This is a genomic window from Kitasatospora sp. CM 4170 (assembly GCF_032110285.1).
Taxonomy (GTDB): domain Bacteria; phylum Actinomycetota; class Actinomycetes; order Streptomycetales; family Streptomycetaceae; genus Kitasatospora; species Kitasatospora aburaviensis.
Window position 1 is genome coordinate 8,420,925 of record NZ_CP134877.1, and the last position, 15,957, is coordinate 8,436,881.

Below are 15,957 nucleotides of genomic sequence, written 5' to 3' on the forward strand. Positions count from 1 at the left end.
CCCGCCCACGAGCCTCCGTCGGCCGGGCGACGTCCGGTGGTCTACCGGAAGGCCGGGGCGTTGCGGCGCGCCCAGTCGGCGAAGGTGCCGGCCGGCCGGCCGAGCAGCTGCTCCACGTCCGGACCGACCAGCCGCTCCTCGTCGGTCGGCTCGCCGAGGACGTCGAGGGTGCCCTCGGCGACCGGCTCCGGCATGAACTGCAGCAGGTGCGCCCGGGCGGCCTCCCGGCCGAGCTCCACGAAGTGCACGGGCTCGCCGAGCGCGGCCCCGAGGGCGTCCGCCTGCTCGCGCGGGGAGACCGGCGCGGGGCCGGTCAGCACGTACGTCCGGCCGGCGTGCGCGCGTCCGTCGCGCAGGACGGTGGCGGCCACCGCGGCCAGGTCCTCCGGGTCCACGGTGGGCAGGGCCACGTCGCCGAACGGCGCCGGCACGGTCCGTCGGGTCCGGACCGGCTCCGCCCAGGCGAAGGCGTTGGAGTGGAAGCCGCTCGGCCGCAGGATCGTCCAGTCGAGCCCGGACTCCCGGACCGCCTCCTCGTACGCCACCAGCGGTGCGTGCGAGACGGACCCGGGCCGCGTCCCGGAGACCTGGGAGGAGAGCAGCACCACCCGGCGCACCCCCGCCGCCTTGGCCGCGTCGAGCAGTGCGTGCGCGCTCCGACCGTCCGCACCTGCCAGCACCTCGCCGGAGAGGAGGAGGAACAGCGCCTCGGCGCCGTCCAGGGCCGGCCGCAGGCTCCCGGCGTCCGTCAGGTCGGCGCGGTGATGTCGCACACCCACCGGCAGCGAAGCGTCCGAAGGCCGCCGCGAGACCGCCGTCACCTGCTCACCCGCCGCCGCGAGGGCCTGCACCAGCGGCCGCCCGACATTGCCCGTCGCACCCGTCACCACGATCATCACAGTTGTCCCGTTCTCTCCGTCGAAATCTCTTGAACTCACCTGTGAACAAGGAGAGTTGATGTCGCCTCGGGGGCTCCCGTGCGCGGCGACAGGGAGACGCTAACAGCCTGCGTACAGTAGGTACCTAGAGGAAAGTGACCCGGCTCGGGAGGGGGAGCGCTGTGGGTGAGGCGGACTGGGCGACGGCCGACGGATCGACGGACCCGGGCCGGGCCTGTCCGATCGGCCCGGTGGTGGACCTGGTCTTCAGCCGCTGGACCACCCCGATCCTCTGGACGCTGAACGAGCACGGCCGCCAGCGGTACGTGGAGCTGCAGCGCCGGGTCGCCGCGATCACCCCCAAGGTGCTCACCCAGCGGCTGCGCCAGCTGGAGCGCGACGGCCTGGTGCGGCGGACGTACCACGCCGAGGTGCCGCCGCGGGTCGAGTACGAGATCACCGAGCTCGGCCGCAGCCTGGCGCCGCTGTTCGCCAGCCTGGTGGAGTGGTCGGCCGCCAACCTCGACCGCGTCGAACAGGCCCGCCAGGAGTACGACGACACGCCCGCGCGCTGACCGCCCCGGCGTGGAAGCGGTCGCCCGGTTCGCCTTCAGGCGCCGAGCGAGCCTTGATCAACGCGGTTGACCTGCGCGGACGACGGGTGAGATGGTCGCCGCCATGCCCACCTTCCTCGCCCACGACGGCACCGAACTGGCCTACCACGTCTTCGGTGACGGAGCCCCGTTGGTCTGCCTGCCCGGCGGGCCGATGTCCGACTCCCGCTACCTCGGTGACCTCGGCGGCCTGCCCGCCCACCGTCAGGTGATCATGCTGGACCACCGCGGGACGGGCCGGTCGGCGGTGCCCGCGGACACCGCGAGCTACCGGTGCGACCGGCTGGTGGAGGACGTCGAGGCGCTGCGCGAGCACCTCGGCCTGGAGCGGATCGACCTCCTCGCGCACTCCGCCGGCGCCAACCTGGCGGCCCGCTACGCGGAGCGATACCCCGAACACGTCGCCAGGCTCGTCCTGATCACGCCGAGCGTGTTCGCCGTCGGAGTCACGATCACCGGGGACACCAGGCTGCAGACGGCGCTGCTCCGCAAGGAGGAGCCGTGGTTCCCGGAGGCGTTCGCAGCCCTGGAGGCGATCGTGGCCGGCCGGGCGACGCCGACCGACTGGGCGGCCATCTCGCCGTTCACATACGGCCGTTGGGACGAGACGTCCCGGGCGCACGCCGCGGCCGGGGACGAGCTGCGCAACGACGAGGCCGCGGCCGTCCACGGCTCCGAGGGCGCCTTCGACCCGCAGGCCACCCGGGCCGCACTCGCTACGCTCGCCGCGCCGGTCCTGGTCCTCGCCGGTGAGGTCGACCTGTCGGCCCCGCCGAGCGCCGTCGCCGAGCTCGCCGGTCTCTACCCGGACGCCGAACTGGTCGTCCAGCCCGGTGCCGGCCACTTCCCGTGGCTCGACGACGCCGACCGCTTCGTCTCGGCGGTCACCGCCCTCCTGGGGTAGGCGGGCCGGCCGGGTCGGCGGAGACGGGTCGGCCTCGTGGTGTTCACGAGCGCGAGGCCGCTGTCACACGGGTCGGCGCATGAAGAGCCGTGGCCACCTGTCCAGGCCGTGGGCTGCTTCCCTTGCACGGATGTCCAGTTGGTCCGGGCCGAGCAGGCCGTCGTCCAGCGGACGGAAGCCGCAGCGTGCGTAGTAGGGGGCGTTCCACGGCACGTCGGCGAACGTGGTGAGGGTCAGGGCCGGGATGCCGTGGGTCGCCGCCCGTTCGGCGAGATGGTCCAGCAGCGACCGTCCGATGCCTCGGCGCGCACTGTCAGGGTGCACCGAGACCTGTTCGACGTGCAGGTTCCCGTCGACGTGGTCGGCGATGAGGTAGGCCACCGGAACGTCGCCCTCGCTGACGGCCACCCAGGCCAGCCCTGCCCGTTGGTACCGGGCGAGCTCGTCGAGCGGCAGCGGCTCGTCGTCCGCGATCTCGGGCATGCCGATGTCGTGGAAGTACCGCCCGGCCGCCCTCTCGACGTCCTGGAGCAGCGGCAGGTCCTCGGTGCGAACTTCTCGTATACGCATGACCTGATTGTCCAGGACCGACGCCGTGACCGGAGGCAATTCGGGGCCCTGCCGGCCGTCGGCGCACCGGCCGCCCGCGCCGGGAAGGGCGCGGGCGGTCGGGGAGCCGGGCCCGCGCGCGGGGGCTGATCCATCTCCGAAGCGGAAGCCGACCTGGCGGGCTCCCGTCCGACTCCGGTGGGACAAGCCTGACCGGGTGGCCGGAGCGCGGCAGAGCGGCGAGTGCGGCGGGCCGGAGGTGTGGTGATTCCGGGTGAACGGACGCGGCGCGTCGGCGCGATGGCGGGGGAGACCCGTGGGTGGACGGCTAGGACAGGGGGATGCACCTTCTCTCTCGGACCGCGTTCCTGACGGTTGCGCTGGTGATGCTCCCGGGTACGGCCCAGGCGAGCGCGCTCGGTGGGTGGGATCCGGCTGCCGTTCCGGCGGCGGTGTCGTCGGTCGCCCTTCCTTCGCCCTTTGCCGTGCCGCCGGACGGTCCTGCCGACGGACTGCCGGAGTACCGGTTCACCGGGGCCGGGTTCGACGCCTGCTCTGCCCCGCCCGTGGAGGCCATGGTTGCCTGGCGTGTCTCCTCGCCGTACGGTGCGGTGAACATCTACAGCAGCGGCAGTCAGCGCGCCTGCGCGCAGACCCGGTTGACGCCCCAGTGGGTGGGCACGGTCCGGGCGATGGGGTGGCGGCTGGTGCCCACGCACGTCGGGCTCCAGGCACCCTGCGCCGAGCGGGAGGACAAGCCGCTGCGGATCGACCCGGCCCGGGCCGAGGAGCAGGGCGGACAGGAGGCGGACGAGGCGGCGGCGGCGCTGCAGGCGCTGGGGCTGGGGCCGGGCAGCCCGGTGTACCTCGACATGGAGGCGTATCCGGCGGGCGACGCGGTGTGCAGCCGGGCGGTGGTCGACTTCACCGTGGGCTGGACCCGGGCGCTTCAGGCGGCCGGGTACCGGTCGGGCTTCTACTCCAGCATGAGCTCCGGCATCGCCGACCTCGTCGCCGCCGCCCGGGCCGGGCGTGCCCCGATGCCCGACGCGATCTGGTACGCCCGCTGGGACGGGCACGCCACGACCACCGGGCAGGCTGGGCTGCCCGACGACCTGTGGACCGGCCGCCGCATCCATCAGTACCGGGGCGGCGCCGACGAAACGTACGGCGGGGTGACGCTCAACGTCGACGCCGACGAGCTGGACGGCCTGGTGGCCGGTGGGGTCCGGTAGCCGGCGGGTGGACCGGGGCGCGGGGCCGCGGATGTCGGTGGGCGCCCCGGCGAGCTCCGGTCCGCATCGGCGTGTCCGGCCGGCCCCATCAGCGGCTCATCGCGCCACCGTCGGCGGCGGGCCGAAGGTGGCGGCCAGGCTGGTGAGGACGGAGCCGGACCAGCTGCTCTCGCCGAACACGCCGACGGGTACGGCGAGCACGCCGTGTTCGCGCCGGAGTGTCTCCGCCGGGATGTCGACCGGGAAGAAGTAGTTGCCGGGACACGTCCGGCTCGCGGCGGGAATCGCCCCGAGCACCTCGTCCGGCAACCGTTCGAACAACCGCCCGGCCCGTGCGGCCAGTTCGTCGACGACCTGCCGGGGCACGTCGCTGTGCTCGGTCAGGAGGCGGTCGGCGAGCCTCAGCTGTGCCGGCGCCGGCGGATCCGCCCGGAACGCCTCGGCCAGGTCGGCCAGGTCGGCCAGGCCAGCTGGGTCGGTCAGGTCGCCCGGCTCGCCCGGCCCGGCCACGCCGGCCGCCCGTGCCGGACCCAGCAGGACCACGCCGAACGTGCGCGGCCACAGCCACCCCTTGGTGACCGAATGCAGCAGGACCGCACGACCGGTGTCCAGCAGCCGCCGTGTCCCGGCGGCGAACGGGGCTCCCAGGTCGTAGACGCAGTCGATCAGCAGGCGGCGGCGCGGTGATTCCTCCAGCCACGCAACCACCGCGGCACACTCGGCATCGGACAGGTACCGGCCGAGCGGCTTGCTGGGGTTGGCGAGCAGCAGGTACTCGGGCCGGTCCGCCGCCGGCGCCCCGGGCAGGACCGGCGCCGGCAGCGTCGGGTAGGACCCGGGCGTCAGGCCCGCGGCGCGAGCCAGCTCGAAGTACACCGGATAGACGTCGCCGGGCAACCACAGCCGCGCCTGCACCTCGCGCAGCCAGTGGAACACCACGCCGAGCCCGTGCCGGACTCCCCGGCAGACCATGGCGTGGCGGGACCAGTCCTCCGGCAGCTCGAAGCGCCGCAGCCAGGCCCGGGCGAGATCGCACCGGTGCACCGTGCTCAGATCGGTCGGCGGTTCCGGGCGCGCCGGTGCGAGCGCCCGGTACACATTGGTCTCCGCGGCGTCCAGAAGCAGGGGGGAAGCACCGAGTTGCCGCTGCCGGAACTCCTGGAACTCGTCGAACCTCATGCCGCCGCCCCTTCCGGCACGATCTCGCTGGCCCGGTCCTCCAGCGAGGCGTAGCAGCGTCCGTCGGCCAGGACGTTCCAGCTGCGGGCGATCCCGTTGGTGCGTTCCCAGAGCAGGCTGGGCTCGGTGTAGGCGGCGATCCGCATCGGCCGGCCGTCCCAGCTGCCGCGGTAGACCGGCGCGCCCCAGGGCAGGCGGCTCGCCGGTTCGAAGCCGTGCTGCTCGGCGAACCGGGTGACCACGGACAGCGAAACCTGGTGCTCCCGGCTCCAGACGTTGGCCGCGCGGTCGAAGTAGAGCGACTCGGTGCTGGTGGAGACGTAGAGCTCCTTGAAGCAGACCTCCTCGACGCCGAGCGCCGCGGCCCACGAGAGGTAGTCGGCGACGCCGGCCGCGTCGGCCACGCCGCCGCGCTGGAGCACGCAGATCAGCCTCATCCGCAGGCCCGGCCAGCGGTCGCGTTCCGTGCGCCAGGTGTCGACCACGGAGTTCACGGGCGTGTTCAGCATCATCAGCCTCTCGCTGACGGCGTCGTCCTGATGGTGCCGGGAGACCGCCAGCACGTTCAGGCCCGCGGCGCTCAGGTCCGCCAGCCGGCCGGCCCGGTCGGCGTGTCGGCCCTTCGCCAGGGTGTGCGCGTTGGTGATCAGGACGACCTTCGGGAAGGCCGCCGCGCAGGCGGAGACCAGCCGCAGCTGCTGGTCGAACGGTATGAGCGTGGGCTCCCCGCCGCCGGTGATCACTGCACGCTCGGCACCCGCCGTGCGGGCGCGCTCCAGCCAGTGGGCGACCGCGTCCCACGGGACCCGTGCCGGCGCCTGGTCGCTGGAGATCGACGCCGAGGAGAAGCAGAACGAACACCGCGCCTGGCAGGCGGAGGCGACCGGCAGAACCGAGACCGAGCGCGGTCGCATGTCGGCGTAGTGACGCAGTGCCGATCCGTGCAGCTGCAGCGAGGCCGCCATCGCGTCCTCGACGGTGGTCGGGCGCAGGGTGGACTCCCCGCCCACGTGGTCTAGTTCGTGGACCGCCGACAACCGGATGCGAGCCTCGTGCCATTCCATGCCGAGGCCGGTCGACGTGTTGGGCACCAGCTTGTCGGGGTCCACCGTGGTCTCCAGCACCAGCAGCCGGTCGCCCGGAATGGCCAGCCGGTCCAGCAGGCGTCGCGCCTTGCCGATGCCGATACCCAGCTCCGCACGGGTCAGCAGGTGGAACCGGTCGGGGTAGGTGCTCTCCGGGATCCCCGCCTTGCCGTAGGCGAACGCGTACTTGTCGAAGCCCTTCGCGAAGTTCGACAGCACGATGACGTGGAAGCGCTGGTCGCTGCGGTTCATGCCGTCATCATGCACGAACGGGCCTCCCCGTGATCATTGATATTCCGGGAACGGTGCCCCGACGGCACGGGCCCGGCAACCCTGCCCTGCGCCTGCAAGGGGGGAGTCCTACCGAAGCGAGCCGGTCGGGCCGCCTCCTTCGAGGACGTAGTAGTGGAGGCGGTCGTCGGAGGAGATCCGGTGCAGCCCGGCCTTCTCCAGCACCCGCTGCGAGGCGGCGTTGTCGTGGGCGGTGTCGGCGAGCGCCCGCCGCACCCGCCCGTCGGCGAACCCCTGGTGCAGCAGGGCCAGCAGCGCCTCGGTGGCGTAACCGCGGCCCTCGACCTCAGGGGCGACGCCGTACCCCAGCCCGACGGCTCCCGCCTCGTCGGGCGGGCCGAAGAACCCGATGCCGCCGATCACCAGGTCGTTGCTGAGCAGCTCGATCAGCAACGGCGAGAACAGCGGCTCGCCCTGCGGCGCGGCGAGGAACATCCGCGCGACGTCCCGGTCGTCCTCCCGCGGGAAGCCGGGGCTCCAGCCGTTGTCCGGGCGGACGCCGGCGACGACCTGCTCGGCGACCTCGGGGGTGTACGGGCGCAGTCGCAGCCGGGCCGTTTCGATACTGAACATCAAGTCTTCTCCCTGTTCCGGTGGTCGACGCCGGCGGTGCCGGTCGAACGAGTACGACGGTAGGCGTGCCACCGCCGCGCGCGAATCGGTCACCATGACCTAACGCGACGTCCGATGCCGTACACCGACCTCGGTAGACTCCGCGGATGCTCTACGGTCGGGCCACTGAAGAAGGCCAGCTCAGAAGTCTTCTCCTGCGGGCGGCGGAGGGCACCAGCGGCGCGTTGGTCGTCCACGGCGAGGCCGGCATAGGCAAGACGGCGCTGCTGGAGCACCTCGCGGCCGACGCGGGAGCGGCCCGGGTCCTGCGGACCACCGGCATCGAATCGGAGACCGAGCTTCCGTTCGCCGCCCTGCACCAGCTGCTGCGCCCCGCGCTCGACCGGCTCGGCGTGCTGCCCGAGCCGCAGGCCGACGCGCTGCGAGCGGCCTTCGGGCTGGCCGCGCCCACCGGCCAGGACCGCTTCCTGACCGGCCTCGGCGTGCTGACGCTGCTGTCGGAGTACGCCGGCGAGGACCCCGTGCTCTGCCTCGTCGACGATGCCCAGTGGGTGGACCGGGAGTCCCTGGACGCCCTGACGTTCGCCGCCCGCCGGCTGGACTCCGAAGGCGTGGTGATGGTCTTCGCGGTGCGCGAGCCGATCCCGCTCGGCCTGCCGGAACTGCGGCTCGACGCCCTGGACCGGGCGCCCGCCGCCGTGCTGCTCACCGAACACGCGGGGACGCACCTGCCCCCGCACGTACGGGAGCGGGTCGCTGCCGAGGCGCGCGGCAACCCGCTGGCCCTCATCGAACTGCCCCGAGCACTCAGCGCGGAGCAGCGGGCGGGGCTGCTCGGCCCGCTGCCCGCCACCCCGGGGGATCCGACGCCCTCCAGCCGGGTGACGGCGGCGTTCGGCGCCCGGATCGGCCTGCTGCCGGACGAGACCCGGTCGGCGCTGCTCGTCGCCGCCGCAGACGACACGGGCGACCTGGGCGTCGTCCTGGCCGCCGCCCAGGTCTCACCGGCCGCGCTGGAACCCGCCGAGACCGCCGGTCTGATACGTCTCGACGGGACCGTTCTGACGTTCCGTCATCCGCTGGTGCGTGCCGCCGCCTGTCGCAGCGCCACCCTGGCCCGCCGGATCGGCGCCCACCTGGCCCTGGCGGACGTGCTGGTCGGCGAGGAACACGCGGACCGCCGGGCCTGGCACCGCGCGGCGGCCGCCACCGGCCCGGACGAGGAGGTGGCCCGGGAGCTCGACCGCGCCGCCGAACGGGCAAGCGGCCGCCAGGGCATGGCGAGCGCGTCGGCCGCCCATGAGCGAGCGGCCCAGCTGAGCCCCGATCCGGCCGAACGCCGGCGCCGCCTGGTCGCGGCCGCCCAGGCCGCGGCCGACGCCGGCCAGTTCCAGCGCGTCGAGGCGTTGCTGCGCCGCGGCGGGCCGTCCGGCGCGGGCGGCGGCGGCGCGCCGGACTCGGGTGACGGGGAGCGCGGCTCGTTCGCCGGGGAGCTGGGCTCGGGCGACGGGGTGCAGGGGGCCGAACTGGCCCGGGTGCGGGCCGCACTGGAACTCAACGCCGGCTCCGCGGTCCGCGCGGTCGAGGTCCTCGTGGGGGTGGAGGACGCCGCACCCGCGATCCTGATCGAGGCGTTCCACGCCGCCCAGTCGGCGGGCGATCCGGACCTCGTCGAGCGCGTCCGCGCCCGGGTGCCGGCCCGACCGCCGGGCCGCCACGGCACCCTCGCCGCCCTGGCGGCCGTCTACGGCGGCGAGCCGGTCGCGCCGGAGCGGTTCGAGGCGACGGCGCGTGACCCCGGCGCGCTGTTCAGCGAGCGCTTCCTGGCCGCCCACGCCGTGCACGCGCTCGCCGACCACGTGACCGCCCGTGAGCTCGCCGAACTGCTGCTCGCCCACTGCCGCTCCCGCGGCCTGCTCGGCTGGCAGGCGACCTGCCTGCACCTGCTCGCCGAGACGCACCTCGCGATCGGCGCGCTCCAGCCGGCCGCCCGCGCCGCCGAGGAGGGCCTGCGCATCGCTGGGTACGCGGGCCTGGACCACCGGGCCTGCTACCTGCGGGCAACGCTCGCCACCTGCGCGGCCGTCGAGGGCGACGGTCCGCGCTGCCGCGAGCTGGCCGAGGCCGCGCTCGCCCACGCCCACGGGCACCGGCTGGGCACCGCCGCGGCCCACGCCCACCGCGCCCTCGCCCTCGTCCACCTGGGCGCGGGCGACGCGGAACCCGCCCTCGTCCACCTCGATGCGGCCGACCGGCACCCGGACGGACCACCGGTGCTCCTCGCCTTCGCGCTGCCCGACCTGGTGGAGGCCGCGGCCCGCGCGGGCACGGCACGCCCCGCGACCGCCGAGCGCGTCCAGCGGTGGGCCGACCAGTGCGGCGGCCCGGCGGCCCTCGCGCTGGCGGCCCGCTGCCGGGCCCTCACCTGTGGGGACGAGCAGGCCGAGGAGGCCTTCACCGCGGCCGTCGCCCACGGGGAGCGCGCCGGCGGCGGCCTGGAGCTCGCCCGGACCCGCCTGCTGTACGGCGAGTGGCTGCGCCGTCGTCGCCGCCGCTCCGACGCGCGGCGCCTCCTGCGGGAGGCCCTGGAAGCCTTCGAGAAGGCCGGCGCCCGGCCCTGGGCGGAACGCGCCCGCGCCGAACTCCGCGGCACCGGTGAGGTGATCGACTCCACCAGCGCCACCGGCGCGCCGCTCGGCCGGCTCACTCCGCAGGAACGGGAAGTGGTCCGGCTGGCCGCGGCGGGCCACAGCAACCGCGAGATCGCCACCCAGCTCTTCCTCAGCCCCCGCACCGTGGGGCACCACCTCTACCGGGCCTTCCCCAAACTCGGCGTCACCTCCCGTGACCAGCTCGCCGAAGCCCTCACCGGCTGACCCGGCCGACCCGGTTGACCCGGCAGCCGGGCACCCGGGCACCCGGGGGGGCCGTCACCGGCCGCCACCCCGGGCGGTGGCGGTCACCGGCCGGGGGAGGTCGTCGGCGGGGCGTCCAGCACCCGGAAGGAGATGCCCGCCGCGACCAGCCGGTCGATCAGCGGCCGGCCCATCGCCACCGCCGTGGTCAGCTGCCCCGCAACGGGCGGGAGGTCGTCGTAGGCGAGGCAGAGCGCCGACTCGGCCAGCATCTTCGCGGTCTCCTGGTAGCCGGGATCACCGCCGGACACCTCGGTGAGGACCGTCCGCCCGCCCTGCGCCCGCGCCACGAACCGGACCGCGAACCAGGACCGCGCCCGCTGCTCCGCACTCGGCCCCTCGCCGGGCTTGCGTAGCCGCCCCAGCGCCCGGCGCAGCATCGGCAGCTGGGCGGCGAGGGCGAGCGCCGCCACCGCGGCGACACCGCCGAGGGCGATCGGCAGCCGCCGCACCGCCGCGTAGTGCGTGTAGCCGAAGTCCGGGCCGTACTCGTCCAGGGCGGCGGCCGAGCGGGACACCACCTGCGGGTCGATCGCGGGCATCGGAACCGCCCAGGCCCGGGCCGCCCGCGACCGGTGCGGCCGGCCGACCGGGGTGCGCACCAGCCGTCCCTTCGGCCGGGGCTCGACCGCGCGGCGCGCCCGGGCGGCCTGCGCCATCGCCCGCGGCCGGGAGAAGGCCGTCATCGCCGAGGCGAAGGTGCCGCCGGAGATGGTGCCGCCTGCGCGGACGAAGCCCTCGACCGAGACCCGGGGCGCCGGGCCGCCGCGGCGCAGCAGCTCCTCTACGGTGAACAGCACACCGAGGTCGTGCGGCACCGAGTCGAAGCCGCAGGCGTGCACCAGCCGCGCCCCGGTGGCCACCGCCCGCTCGTGGTGCCTGACGTACATCCGGTCGACGAACTCCGGCTCGCCGGTGAGGTCCACGTAGTCGGTGCCGTTGTCCGCGCAGGCCGCCACCAGCGGCTCGCCGTGCCGCAGGTACGGGCCGACCGTGGACACCACGACCCGGGCCGAGGCGGCCACGTCGCGCAGCGCCGCGCGGTCCGCGGCGTCCGCGACCAGCAGCGGGAGTTCGGCGCAGCGCGGGTCGATCCGCGCCAGCTCCGTCCGGACGGCGGCGAGCCTGCGCTCGTCCCGCCCGGCGAGTGCCCAGCGGCAGCCCTCGGGCGCGGACCGGGCCAGGTACTCGGCGGTGAGCCGGCCGGTGAACCCGGTGGCACCGAACAGGACGAGGTCGTACGGGCGGGGCGCGGCCATCAACAGTCCCAACTGCGGGTATTCGACTGCGCCACGCCGGGAGTCCGTCGTGGCACCTTGACGTCCTCCCGGGCCCTGGGGGACCGGGATTCCTGCATGTGCATGAGGTCTTCGCGACAAGGTACCGGCGCGGTGTCGCGGATGGCGAGACCCCGGGACGGCCGCCCGCCGTGGTGCTGCCGTCCGTGGGGCCGACTCGGCCGGAGGGAATCGATTTCGCGTTCGGCGGGGTTGTCGCCTAGAGTGGTCTCACCGACGCGGGGTGGAGCAGCTCGGTAGCTCGCTGGGCTCATAACCCAGAGGTCGCAGGTTCAAATCCTGTCCCCGCTACTACCGGACCGGGGCCGGCGCGTGATCGCGCCGGCCCCGGTCTCTTTCGTTCGGCCCATCGGCCCCGCCCCGCCCGGTTTCTGATGCCGTGCCGGTGACGTCGGACGACCTCGAACGACTTCCCGGCAGCGGCGCCGAACGGGATGATCGCACCATGAGTGAGATCGTGTTGATGTCGGATCCGAAGGTCGCCGCCATACCCGTTGCGGAGTGCGGTGAACGTCTCGTGGACGTCCGCGCGGGCGGGGCGTTACTGGTCGATGCACGTCAGCAGGACCCGGCGGACGCCTTCGCGTACCTGCGGGAAGGTGTGCTGGAACGGCTGCTCAAGGCCCAGGCGATGCTTCCGCAGGACGTGCGGCTGCTGTTCGTCGAGGGGTACCGGCCCCCTTCCCTGCAGCAGGAGTACTTCGAGGAGTACGCGGATCAGCTTCGGGCCCTTCACCCGGAGTGGCCCGCAGGTCAGATCCACACAGCTGCGAGCCGGTACGTGTCACCGCCCGGCATCGCTCCGCACAGCGCCGGCGCGGCCGTCGACGTCACCCTGGCCGATGCCGGCGGGCGTGAACTGGACCTGGGCACACGGATGAACGCGGACCCGGAGGAGAGCGAGGGAGCCTGCTACACCCATGCCGCCGACATCAGCGAGGAGGCGCGGGCCAACCGGAGGCTGCTGGGCACCGTGCTGGTCGCGGCGGGCCTGGTGAACTACCCCACGGAGTGGTGGCACTGGTCGTTCGGCGACCGCTACTGGGCGCTGATCACGGGGGAGACCGCCGCCTGCTACGGCCCGACAGAGATCACCCCGCTCGGCTGACCGGCGACCCGGGGCCACGACGGCGGCCTCCCCGGCCGGAGCGCCCTGCTGCTCGGCAGCCGGGACGGGCAACGGCAGTTCGCGCTGTCGCGAAGGCCGTCCGTGGTCCCGACTTCTCCCACGGACGGGGTGTTCACGCCGTACGGTGGGTGGATGCCCGCTTCCGGCGCGACGTTCCCGGCCGCCGTCGCCCTGCAGAACCTCCTGGCCGATCGCTACTCCTCACCGGTGACCGTCGTCGACCGGGAGCTGCTGGAGCCCTGGGCGGTTGCCCGTGTCCGGCTACGCGGTACGGCCGCTCCGCGCTCGGTAGTCGTCAAGTGGATCCGGACCGGCCGGGACCGGAACCGTACCGCTGCATGGCGGCTGCGCACGGAGCTGGCGGCGCTCCAGTTCCTGAGCGAGGACGTCGAGGTCGGCCTCACCCCTCGCGTCATCGCCGCCGACACAGCGGCCAGGTTCCTCGTCCTCGAAGACCTCGCGCCGCGCATCGCCCTGGACCATCTGCTCCGACGCGACGGGGCGGCAGCCCACGGCGAAGGGCTGGCCGCCTTCGCCCGGGCCCGTGGTGAGCTGAGCGCGGCCACTGCGGGCCGGGCCCCGCTCTACTACGCCCGCCGAGCCCGGCTGGGACCGGTCGATCCCGCAGCCGACACGGCCGGACGACTCGCCCCGCTCCGGGACACCGCGATCCGCCACGCCGCGGAACTCGGTGCACCTCTCGACGGCCGGGCCGAGCACGAACTCACCGCGGTACTGGACGAACTGCACCACCCCGGACCGTTTCTCGCCCTCAGCAACGGAGACTCGGAAGCCAACAACATCCTCCTCCACCCCTGCCGCCCGGCCGATGCGCGCCTCATCGACTTCGAATACGCCGGCTACACCCACGCGCTGACCGACGCCGTGTGTCTGTACGTCCCCGGCCCGGCGTGGATGACGGTCGGCGAGCCGACCGCCACCGGACTGGCCGACCACTACCGCCACGCCCTGGTCCGCGGCATCCCGGAAGCGGAGGACGACCGGCGGTACGGACACGGGCTCGCTGCCGCCTGCACGTCCTGGGCGCTGATCCGTCTCCAGCGCTTCGCCGTACTGGACACCCGCTCACCGGGCGACCCCAGCCGCCCCCAGCTCATCGCCACCCTGGAGGCCGCTGCACGAACCGCAGCCATCCACAACGCCCTGCCGCACCTCACCACCTGGACCCACCGCATCGCCGCTCTGCTGCGTCGCCGCTGGCCCGACGCGGACCAGGACTTCACCGACCCGGCGCGATTCCCGCCCTATCGGGCGAGAAGCTGACGCCCGAGGTCGCCCGCCGGTCCTCGGCGCGCCCGCCGCGCCGGCCGTCTCCGGGCCACGGTAGTGGGGCAGGTCGTCACTCGGGCCGGAGAGCGGTGGTGGGGCGCGTCCGGCCTGCGGTGGCGCTCACGCCCCGGAGTTGCCGTCGGGCCGGTGGTGGGCGCGCGGGGTGAGGACGGCGTCCAGGACGAGGGCGAGCAGGCGTTCGGCGCGGGCGTCGTCCTCGGGTTCGGCGCCGGTGGTGGTGAGGGCGACGCCGAGGGCGAGTTGGAGCAGGTCGCCGGGCGTCAGGTCCGGGCGGGCCGTGCCCTCGCGCTGCGCGTGGGTGAGGACTTCGGCGGCGGCGTCCTCGATGAGCCGGTGACAGTCGGCGCCGAGTTCGTCCGAGGCCTCCAGCAGTAGCGCGCCGGCGAGGCCCTGGTGGGTGCGGGCGTGGGTGAGGAAGGCGCCGAGCCATTCGACGAGTGCCCGGTCGGCTGGCCGGGAGGTGACGAGTTCGCCGGCGCGCGCGCAGAGCCGTTCGACGCGCTCGCGCAGCACTGCGGCCAACAGGGCGGCCCGGGTGGGGAAGTGGCGGTAGAGGGTGCCCGGACCGACGCCGGCTCGCCGGGCGATCTCGTTGAGCGAGGCCTCCGCCCCGGTCTCGGCGAACACCTCCTGGGCGGCGGCGAGCAGCCGCTCACGGTTGCGCCGGGCATCGGTGCGCCGGGCGTCTGCGGGGCGGGCGTCCGTGCGGCGGGCGGGGGCCGGGGTCATCGGTGGGCTTCCTCGGGATCGATGGTGAATCGGAGAGGTTCTCCGTATTGTAGGGCGCAGCGAACCGGAGAACCTCTCCGGTTAGCCGCTCGCGGGGTCGTCCCATGCCCGTGCACGGGCACCGCCCGTGCCCGAGAACGATTCTGACGACCCCGCGGATGACGGCGACGACCACCGAGGAGCACCAGCAGTCATGACAGAAGCACCGACGAAGGCCGACGCAGGCGACGGCCCGGGCCGGGTGGGGATCTGGACCTTCGCCTTCGACGGCCAGCCGGCCGGGCGGGTCCGGGAGGTCGCCGCCGAAGTCGAGGAGGCGGGGTACGGGGCGATCTGGTTCGGCGAGGCGTTCGGCCGGGAAACGGCGGGCCAGGCCTGGCTGTTGCTGTCCGCGACCCGGCACATCACCGTCGCCTCCGGAATCGCCAACATCGCCTTCCGCGACCCGATCGCCGCGGCCACCGCGACCCGTACCCTCGGGGAGGCGTTCCCCGGCCGCTACCTGCTCGGCCTCGGCGGTCACCGCGTCGACGACACCGTGCGCGAGCTCGACGGCTACCCGATGCCCGCCCGCGGCCGGGCGGTCGCCACCATGACCGCCTACCTGGATGCGATGGACGCCGTCCCCGCCCACAGCCCGCGGCCAGACCCGGCGCCCCGGCGCGTGCTCGCCGCGCTCGGCCCGAAGATGCTGCGCCTGGCCGCCGAACGCACCTGGGGTGCGCACCCGTACTTCGTCCCGGTCGAGCACACCGTCCGGGCCCGTGCCCTGATGGGCCCGGGTGCGTTCCTCGGGGTCGAGCAGGCCGTGGTCCTGGACACCGACTCCGCCCGTGCCCGGGAACTGGCCACCGCCCACGTGGCCGGCTACGTCGCCTCGGCACCGCACCAGGAGGCCAACGTCCGTCGGCTCGGTTTCGGCGACGCGGACCTCACGGGCGGCCCGAGCCGCCGCCTGGTGGACGCGATCGTCGCGTACGGCGATGCCGAGGCGATCCGCCGCCGGGTCCGCGACCACCTGGACGCCGGCGCCGACCACGTCTGCATCCAGGTCCTCACCGCCGACCCGGCCGGACTCCCGGACCGCGAGTGGCGCGAACTCGCCCCGGCGCTGCTGCGCTGATGCGGGTGCCGGTGATCCGGCTGCGCGGGGCGCCGATCGGTCCGGCTTCCCGGGGCTCGCCGGCGCCGGCGCCGGCCCGGACACCGTTCGCGATGGCCTGATGTGACAGATCCTGGTCATTGCGGCCATGTCCGGCCGGGCGGA

At 74.4% G+C, this 15,957-nt stretch carries 14 protein-coding genes and 1 tRNA gene; 8 read left to right on the forward strand and 7 right to left on the reverse strand.

The features are described from left to right. Window positions 1–41: 41 nt before the first annotated feature. Window positions 42–896 carry an NAD(P)H-binding protein gene (locus tag RMN57_RS35135; protein WP_313767343.1) on the reverse strand — a complete coding sequence of 285 codons (855 nt, stop codon included), beginning with the start codon at window positions 894–896 and terminating at the stop codon, window positions 42–44. Between the two features lie 164 nt (window positions 897–1,060). Between RMN57_RS35135 and RMN57_RS35140 the strand changes: the two genes are divergently transcribed. Continuing rightward, complete coding sequence (locus RMN57_RS35140) at window positions 1,061–1,453, forward strand: helix-turn-helix domain-containing protein (protein WP_313767344.1); 393 nt, start codon at window positions 1,061–1,063, stop codon at window positions 1,451–1,453. A gap of 103 nt (window positions 1,454–1,556) precedes the next feature. Then, a complete protein-coding gene (locus tag RMN57_RS35145) occupies window positions 1,557–2,396 on the forward strand; it encodes an alpha/beta hydrolase (RefSeq protein WP_313767345.1) in 840 nt (279 codons plus the stop codon). 63 nt (window positions 2,397–2,459) lie between these two features. Here the strand turns inward: RMN57_RS35145 and RMN57_RS35150 are convergent, their stop codons facing one another. Further along, window positions 2,460–2,966 carry a GNAT family N-acetyltransferase gene (locus RMN57_RS35150; protein ID WP_313767346.1) on the reverse strand — a complete coding sequence of 169 codons (507 nt, stop codon included), beginning with the start codon at window positions 2,964–2,966 and terminating at the stop codon, window positions 2,460–2,462. A gap of 554 nt (window positions 2,967–3,520) precedes the next feature. On the opposite strand from RMN57_RS35150, the gene RMN57_RS35155 reads away from it, so the two are divergent. Beyond that, the gene (locus RMN57_RS35155) at window positions 3,521–4,180 is read left to right on the forward strand and encodes a DUF1906 domain-containing protein (protein ID WP_313767347.1); all 660 of its coding nucleotides are present in this window, start codon (window positions 3,521–3,523) and stop codon (window positions 4,178–4,180) included. 96 nt (window positions 4,181–4,276) lie between these two features. Here the strand turns inward: RMN57_RS35155 and RMN57_RS35160 are convergent, their stop codons facing one another. The 3 genes from RMN57_RS35160 to RMN57_RS35170 all read right to left on the reverse strand — a co-directional run bounded on the left by RMN57_RS35160 (window position 4,277) and on the right by RMN57_RS35170 (window position 7,308). Then, window positions 4,277–5,359 (reverse strand): aminotransferase class I/II-fold pyridoxal phosphate-dependent enzyme, encoded by a 1,083-nt coding sequence (locus RMN57_RS35160; protein ID WP_313767348.1) that lies wholly within the window; start codon window positions 5,357–5,359, stop codon window positions 4,277–4,279. Then, complete coding sequence (locus RMN57_RS35165) at window positions 5,356–6,696, reverse strand: radical SAM protein (RefSeq protein ID WP_313767349.1); 1,341 nt, start codon at window positions 6,694–6,696, stop codon at window positions 5,356–5,358. Before RMN57_RS35165 ends, RMN57_RS35160 begins: the two co-directional genes overlap by 4 nt. 108 nt (window positions 6,697–6,804) lie before the next feature. Then, window positions 6,805–7,308 (reverse strand): GNAT family N-acetyltransferase, encoded by a 504-nt coding sequence (locus tag RMN57_RS35170; RefSeq protein ID WP_313767350.1) that lies wholly within the window; start codon window positions 7,306–7,308, stop codon window positions 6,805–6,807. Window positions 7,309–7,454: 146 nt separating this feature from the next. Here RMN57_RS35170 and RMN57_RS35175 point away from each other — a divergent pair, with 146 nt between their 5' ends. Continuing rightward, window positions 7,455–10,184: an AAA family ATPase gene (locus RMN57_RS35175; RefSeq protein WP_313767351.1), complete on the forward strand. Its 2,730-nt coding sequence runs from the start codon at window positions 7,455–7,457 to the stop codon at window positions 10,182–10,184. An 83-nt stretch (window positions 10,185–10,267) separates the two neighbouring features. Here the strand turns inward: RMN57_RS35175 and RMN57_RS35180 are convergent, their stop codons facing one another. Beyond that, window positions 10,268–11,482 (reverse strand): saccharopine dehydrogenase NADP-binding domain-containing protein, encoded by a 1,215-nt coding sequence (locus RMN57_RS35180; RefSeq protein ID WP_313767352.1) that lies wholly within the window; start codon window positions 11,480–11,482, stop codon window positions 10,268–10,270. A gap of 256 nt (window positions 11,483–11,738) precedes the next feature. Between RMN57_RS35180 and RMN57_RS35185 the strand changes: the two genes are divergently transcribed. The 3 genes from RMN57_RS35185 to RMN57_RS35195 all read left to right on the forward strand — a co-directional run bounded on the left by RMN57_RS35185 (window position 11,739) and on the right by RMN57_RS35195 (window position 13,934). Then, window positions 11,739–11,812: transfer RNA gene (locus RMN57_RS35185), tRNA-Met, on the forward strand. Between the two features lie 154 nt (window positions 11,813–11,966). Further along, window positions 11,967–12,629, forward strand: coding sequence for a M15 family metallopeptidase (locus tag RMN57_RS35190; RefSeq protein ID WP_313767353.1), 663 nt, complete (start codon window positions 11,967–11,969; stop codon window positions 12,627–12,629). A gap of 153 nt (window positions 12,630–12,782) precedes the next feature. After that, window positions 12,783–13,934, forward strand: a complete 1,152-nt coding sequence (locus RMN57_RS35195) for a phosphotransferase (RefSeq protein WP_313767354.1) — start codon at window positions 12,783–12,785, stop codon at window positions 13,932–13,934. Window positions 13,935–14,060: 126 nt separating this feature from the next. Here RMN57_RS35195 and RMN57_RS35200 read toward each other — a convergent pair whose 3' ends face one another. Beyond that, a complete protein-coding gene (locus RMN57_RS35200) occupies window positions 14,061–14,690 on the reverse strand; it encodes a helix-turn-helix domain-containing protein (RefSeq protein ID WP_313767355.1) in 630 nt (209 codons plus the stop codon). A gap of 193 nt (window positions 14,691–14,883) precedes the next feature. On the opposite strand from RMN57_RS35200, the gene RMN57_RS35205 reads away from it, so the two are divergent. Continuing rightward, complete coding sequence (locus tag RMN57_RS35205) at window positions 14,884–15,813, forward strand: TIGR03620 family F420-dependent LLM class oxidoreductase (RefSeq protein WP_313767356.1); 930 nt, start codon at window positions 14,884–14,886, stop codon at window positions 15,811–15,813. Window positions 15,814–15,957 lie beyond the last annotated feature (144 nt).

Coding starts and splice junctions, on each gene's coding strand:
- RMN57_RS35205 (WP_313767356.1), top strand. CDS start 14,884: ATGACAGAAGCACCGACGAAGGCCGACGCAGGCGACGGCCCGGGCCGG.
- RMN57_RS35170 (WP_313767350.1), bottom strand. CDS start 7,308: ATGTTCAGTATCGAAACGGCCCGGCTGCGACTGCGCCCGTACACCCCC.
- RMN57_RS35165 (WP_313767349.1), bottom strand. CDS start 6,696: ATGAACCGCAGCGACCAGCGCTTCCACGTCATCGTGCTGTCGAACTTC.
- RMN57_RS35195 (WP_313767354.1), top strand. CDS start 12,783: ATGCCCGCTTCCGGCGCGACGTTCCCGGCCGCCGTCGCCCTGCAGAAC.
- RMN57_RS35160 (WP_313767348.1), bottom strand. CDS start 5,359: ATGAGGTTCGACGAGTTCCAGGAGTTCCGGCAGCGGCAACTCGGTGCT.
- RMN57_RS35175 (WP_313767351.1), top strand. CDS start 7,455: ATGCTCTACGGTCGGGCCACTGAAGAAGGCCAGCTCAGAAGTCTTCTC.
- RMN57_RS35155 (WP_313767347.1), top strand. CDS start 3,521: ATGGTTGCCTGGCGTGTCTCCTCGCCGTACGGTGCGGTGAACATCTAC.
- RMN57_RS35145 (WP_313767345.1), top strand. CDS start 1,557: ATGCCCACCTTCCTCGCCCACGACGGCACCGAACTGGCCTACCACGTC.
- RMN57_RS35190 (WP_313767353.1), top strand. CDS start 11,967: ATGAGTGAGATCGTGTTGATGTCGGATCCGAAGGTCGCCGCCATACCC.
- RMN57_RS35150 (WP_313767346.1), bottom strand. CDS start 2,966: ATGCGTATACGAGAAGTTCGCACCGAGGACCTGCCGCTGCTCCAGGAC.
- RMN57_RS35180 (WP_313767352.1), bottom strand. CDS start 11,482: ATGGCCGCGCCCCGCCCGTACGACCTCGTCCTGTTCGGTGCCACCGGG.
- RMN57_RS35135 (WP_313767343.1), bottom strand. CDS start 896: ATGATCGTGGTGACGGGTGCGACGGGCAATGTCGGGCGGCCGCTGGTG.
- RMN57_RS35200 (WP_313767355.1), bottom strand. CDS start 14,690: ATGACCCCGGCCCCCGCCCGCCGCACGGACGCCCGCCCCGCAGACGCC.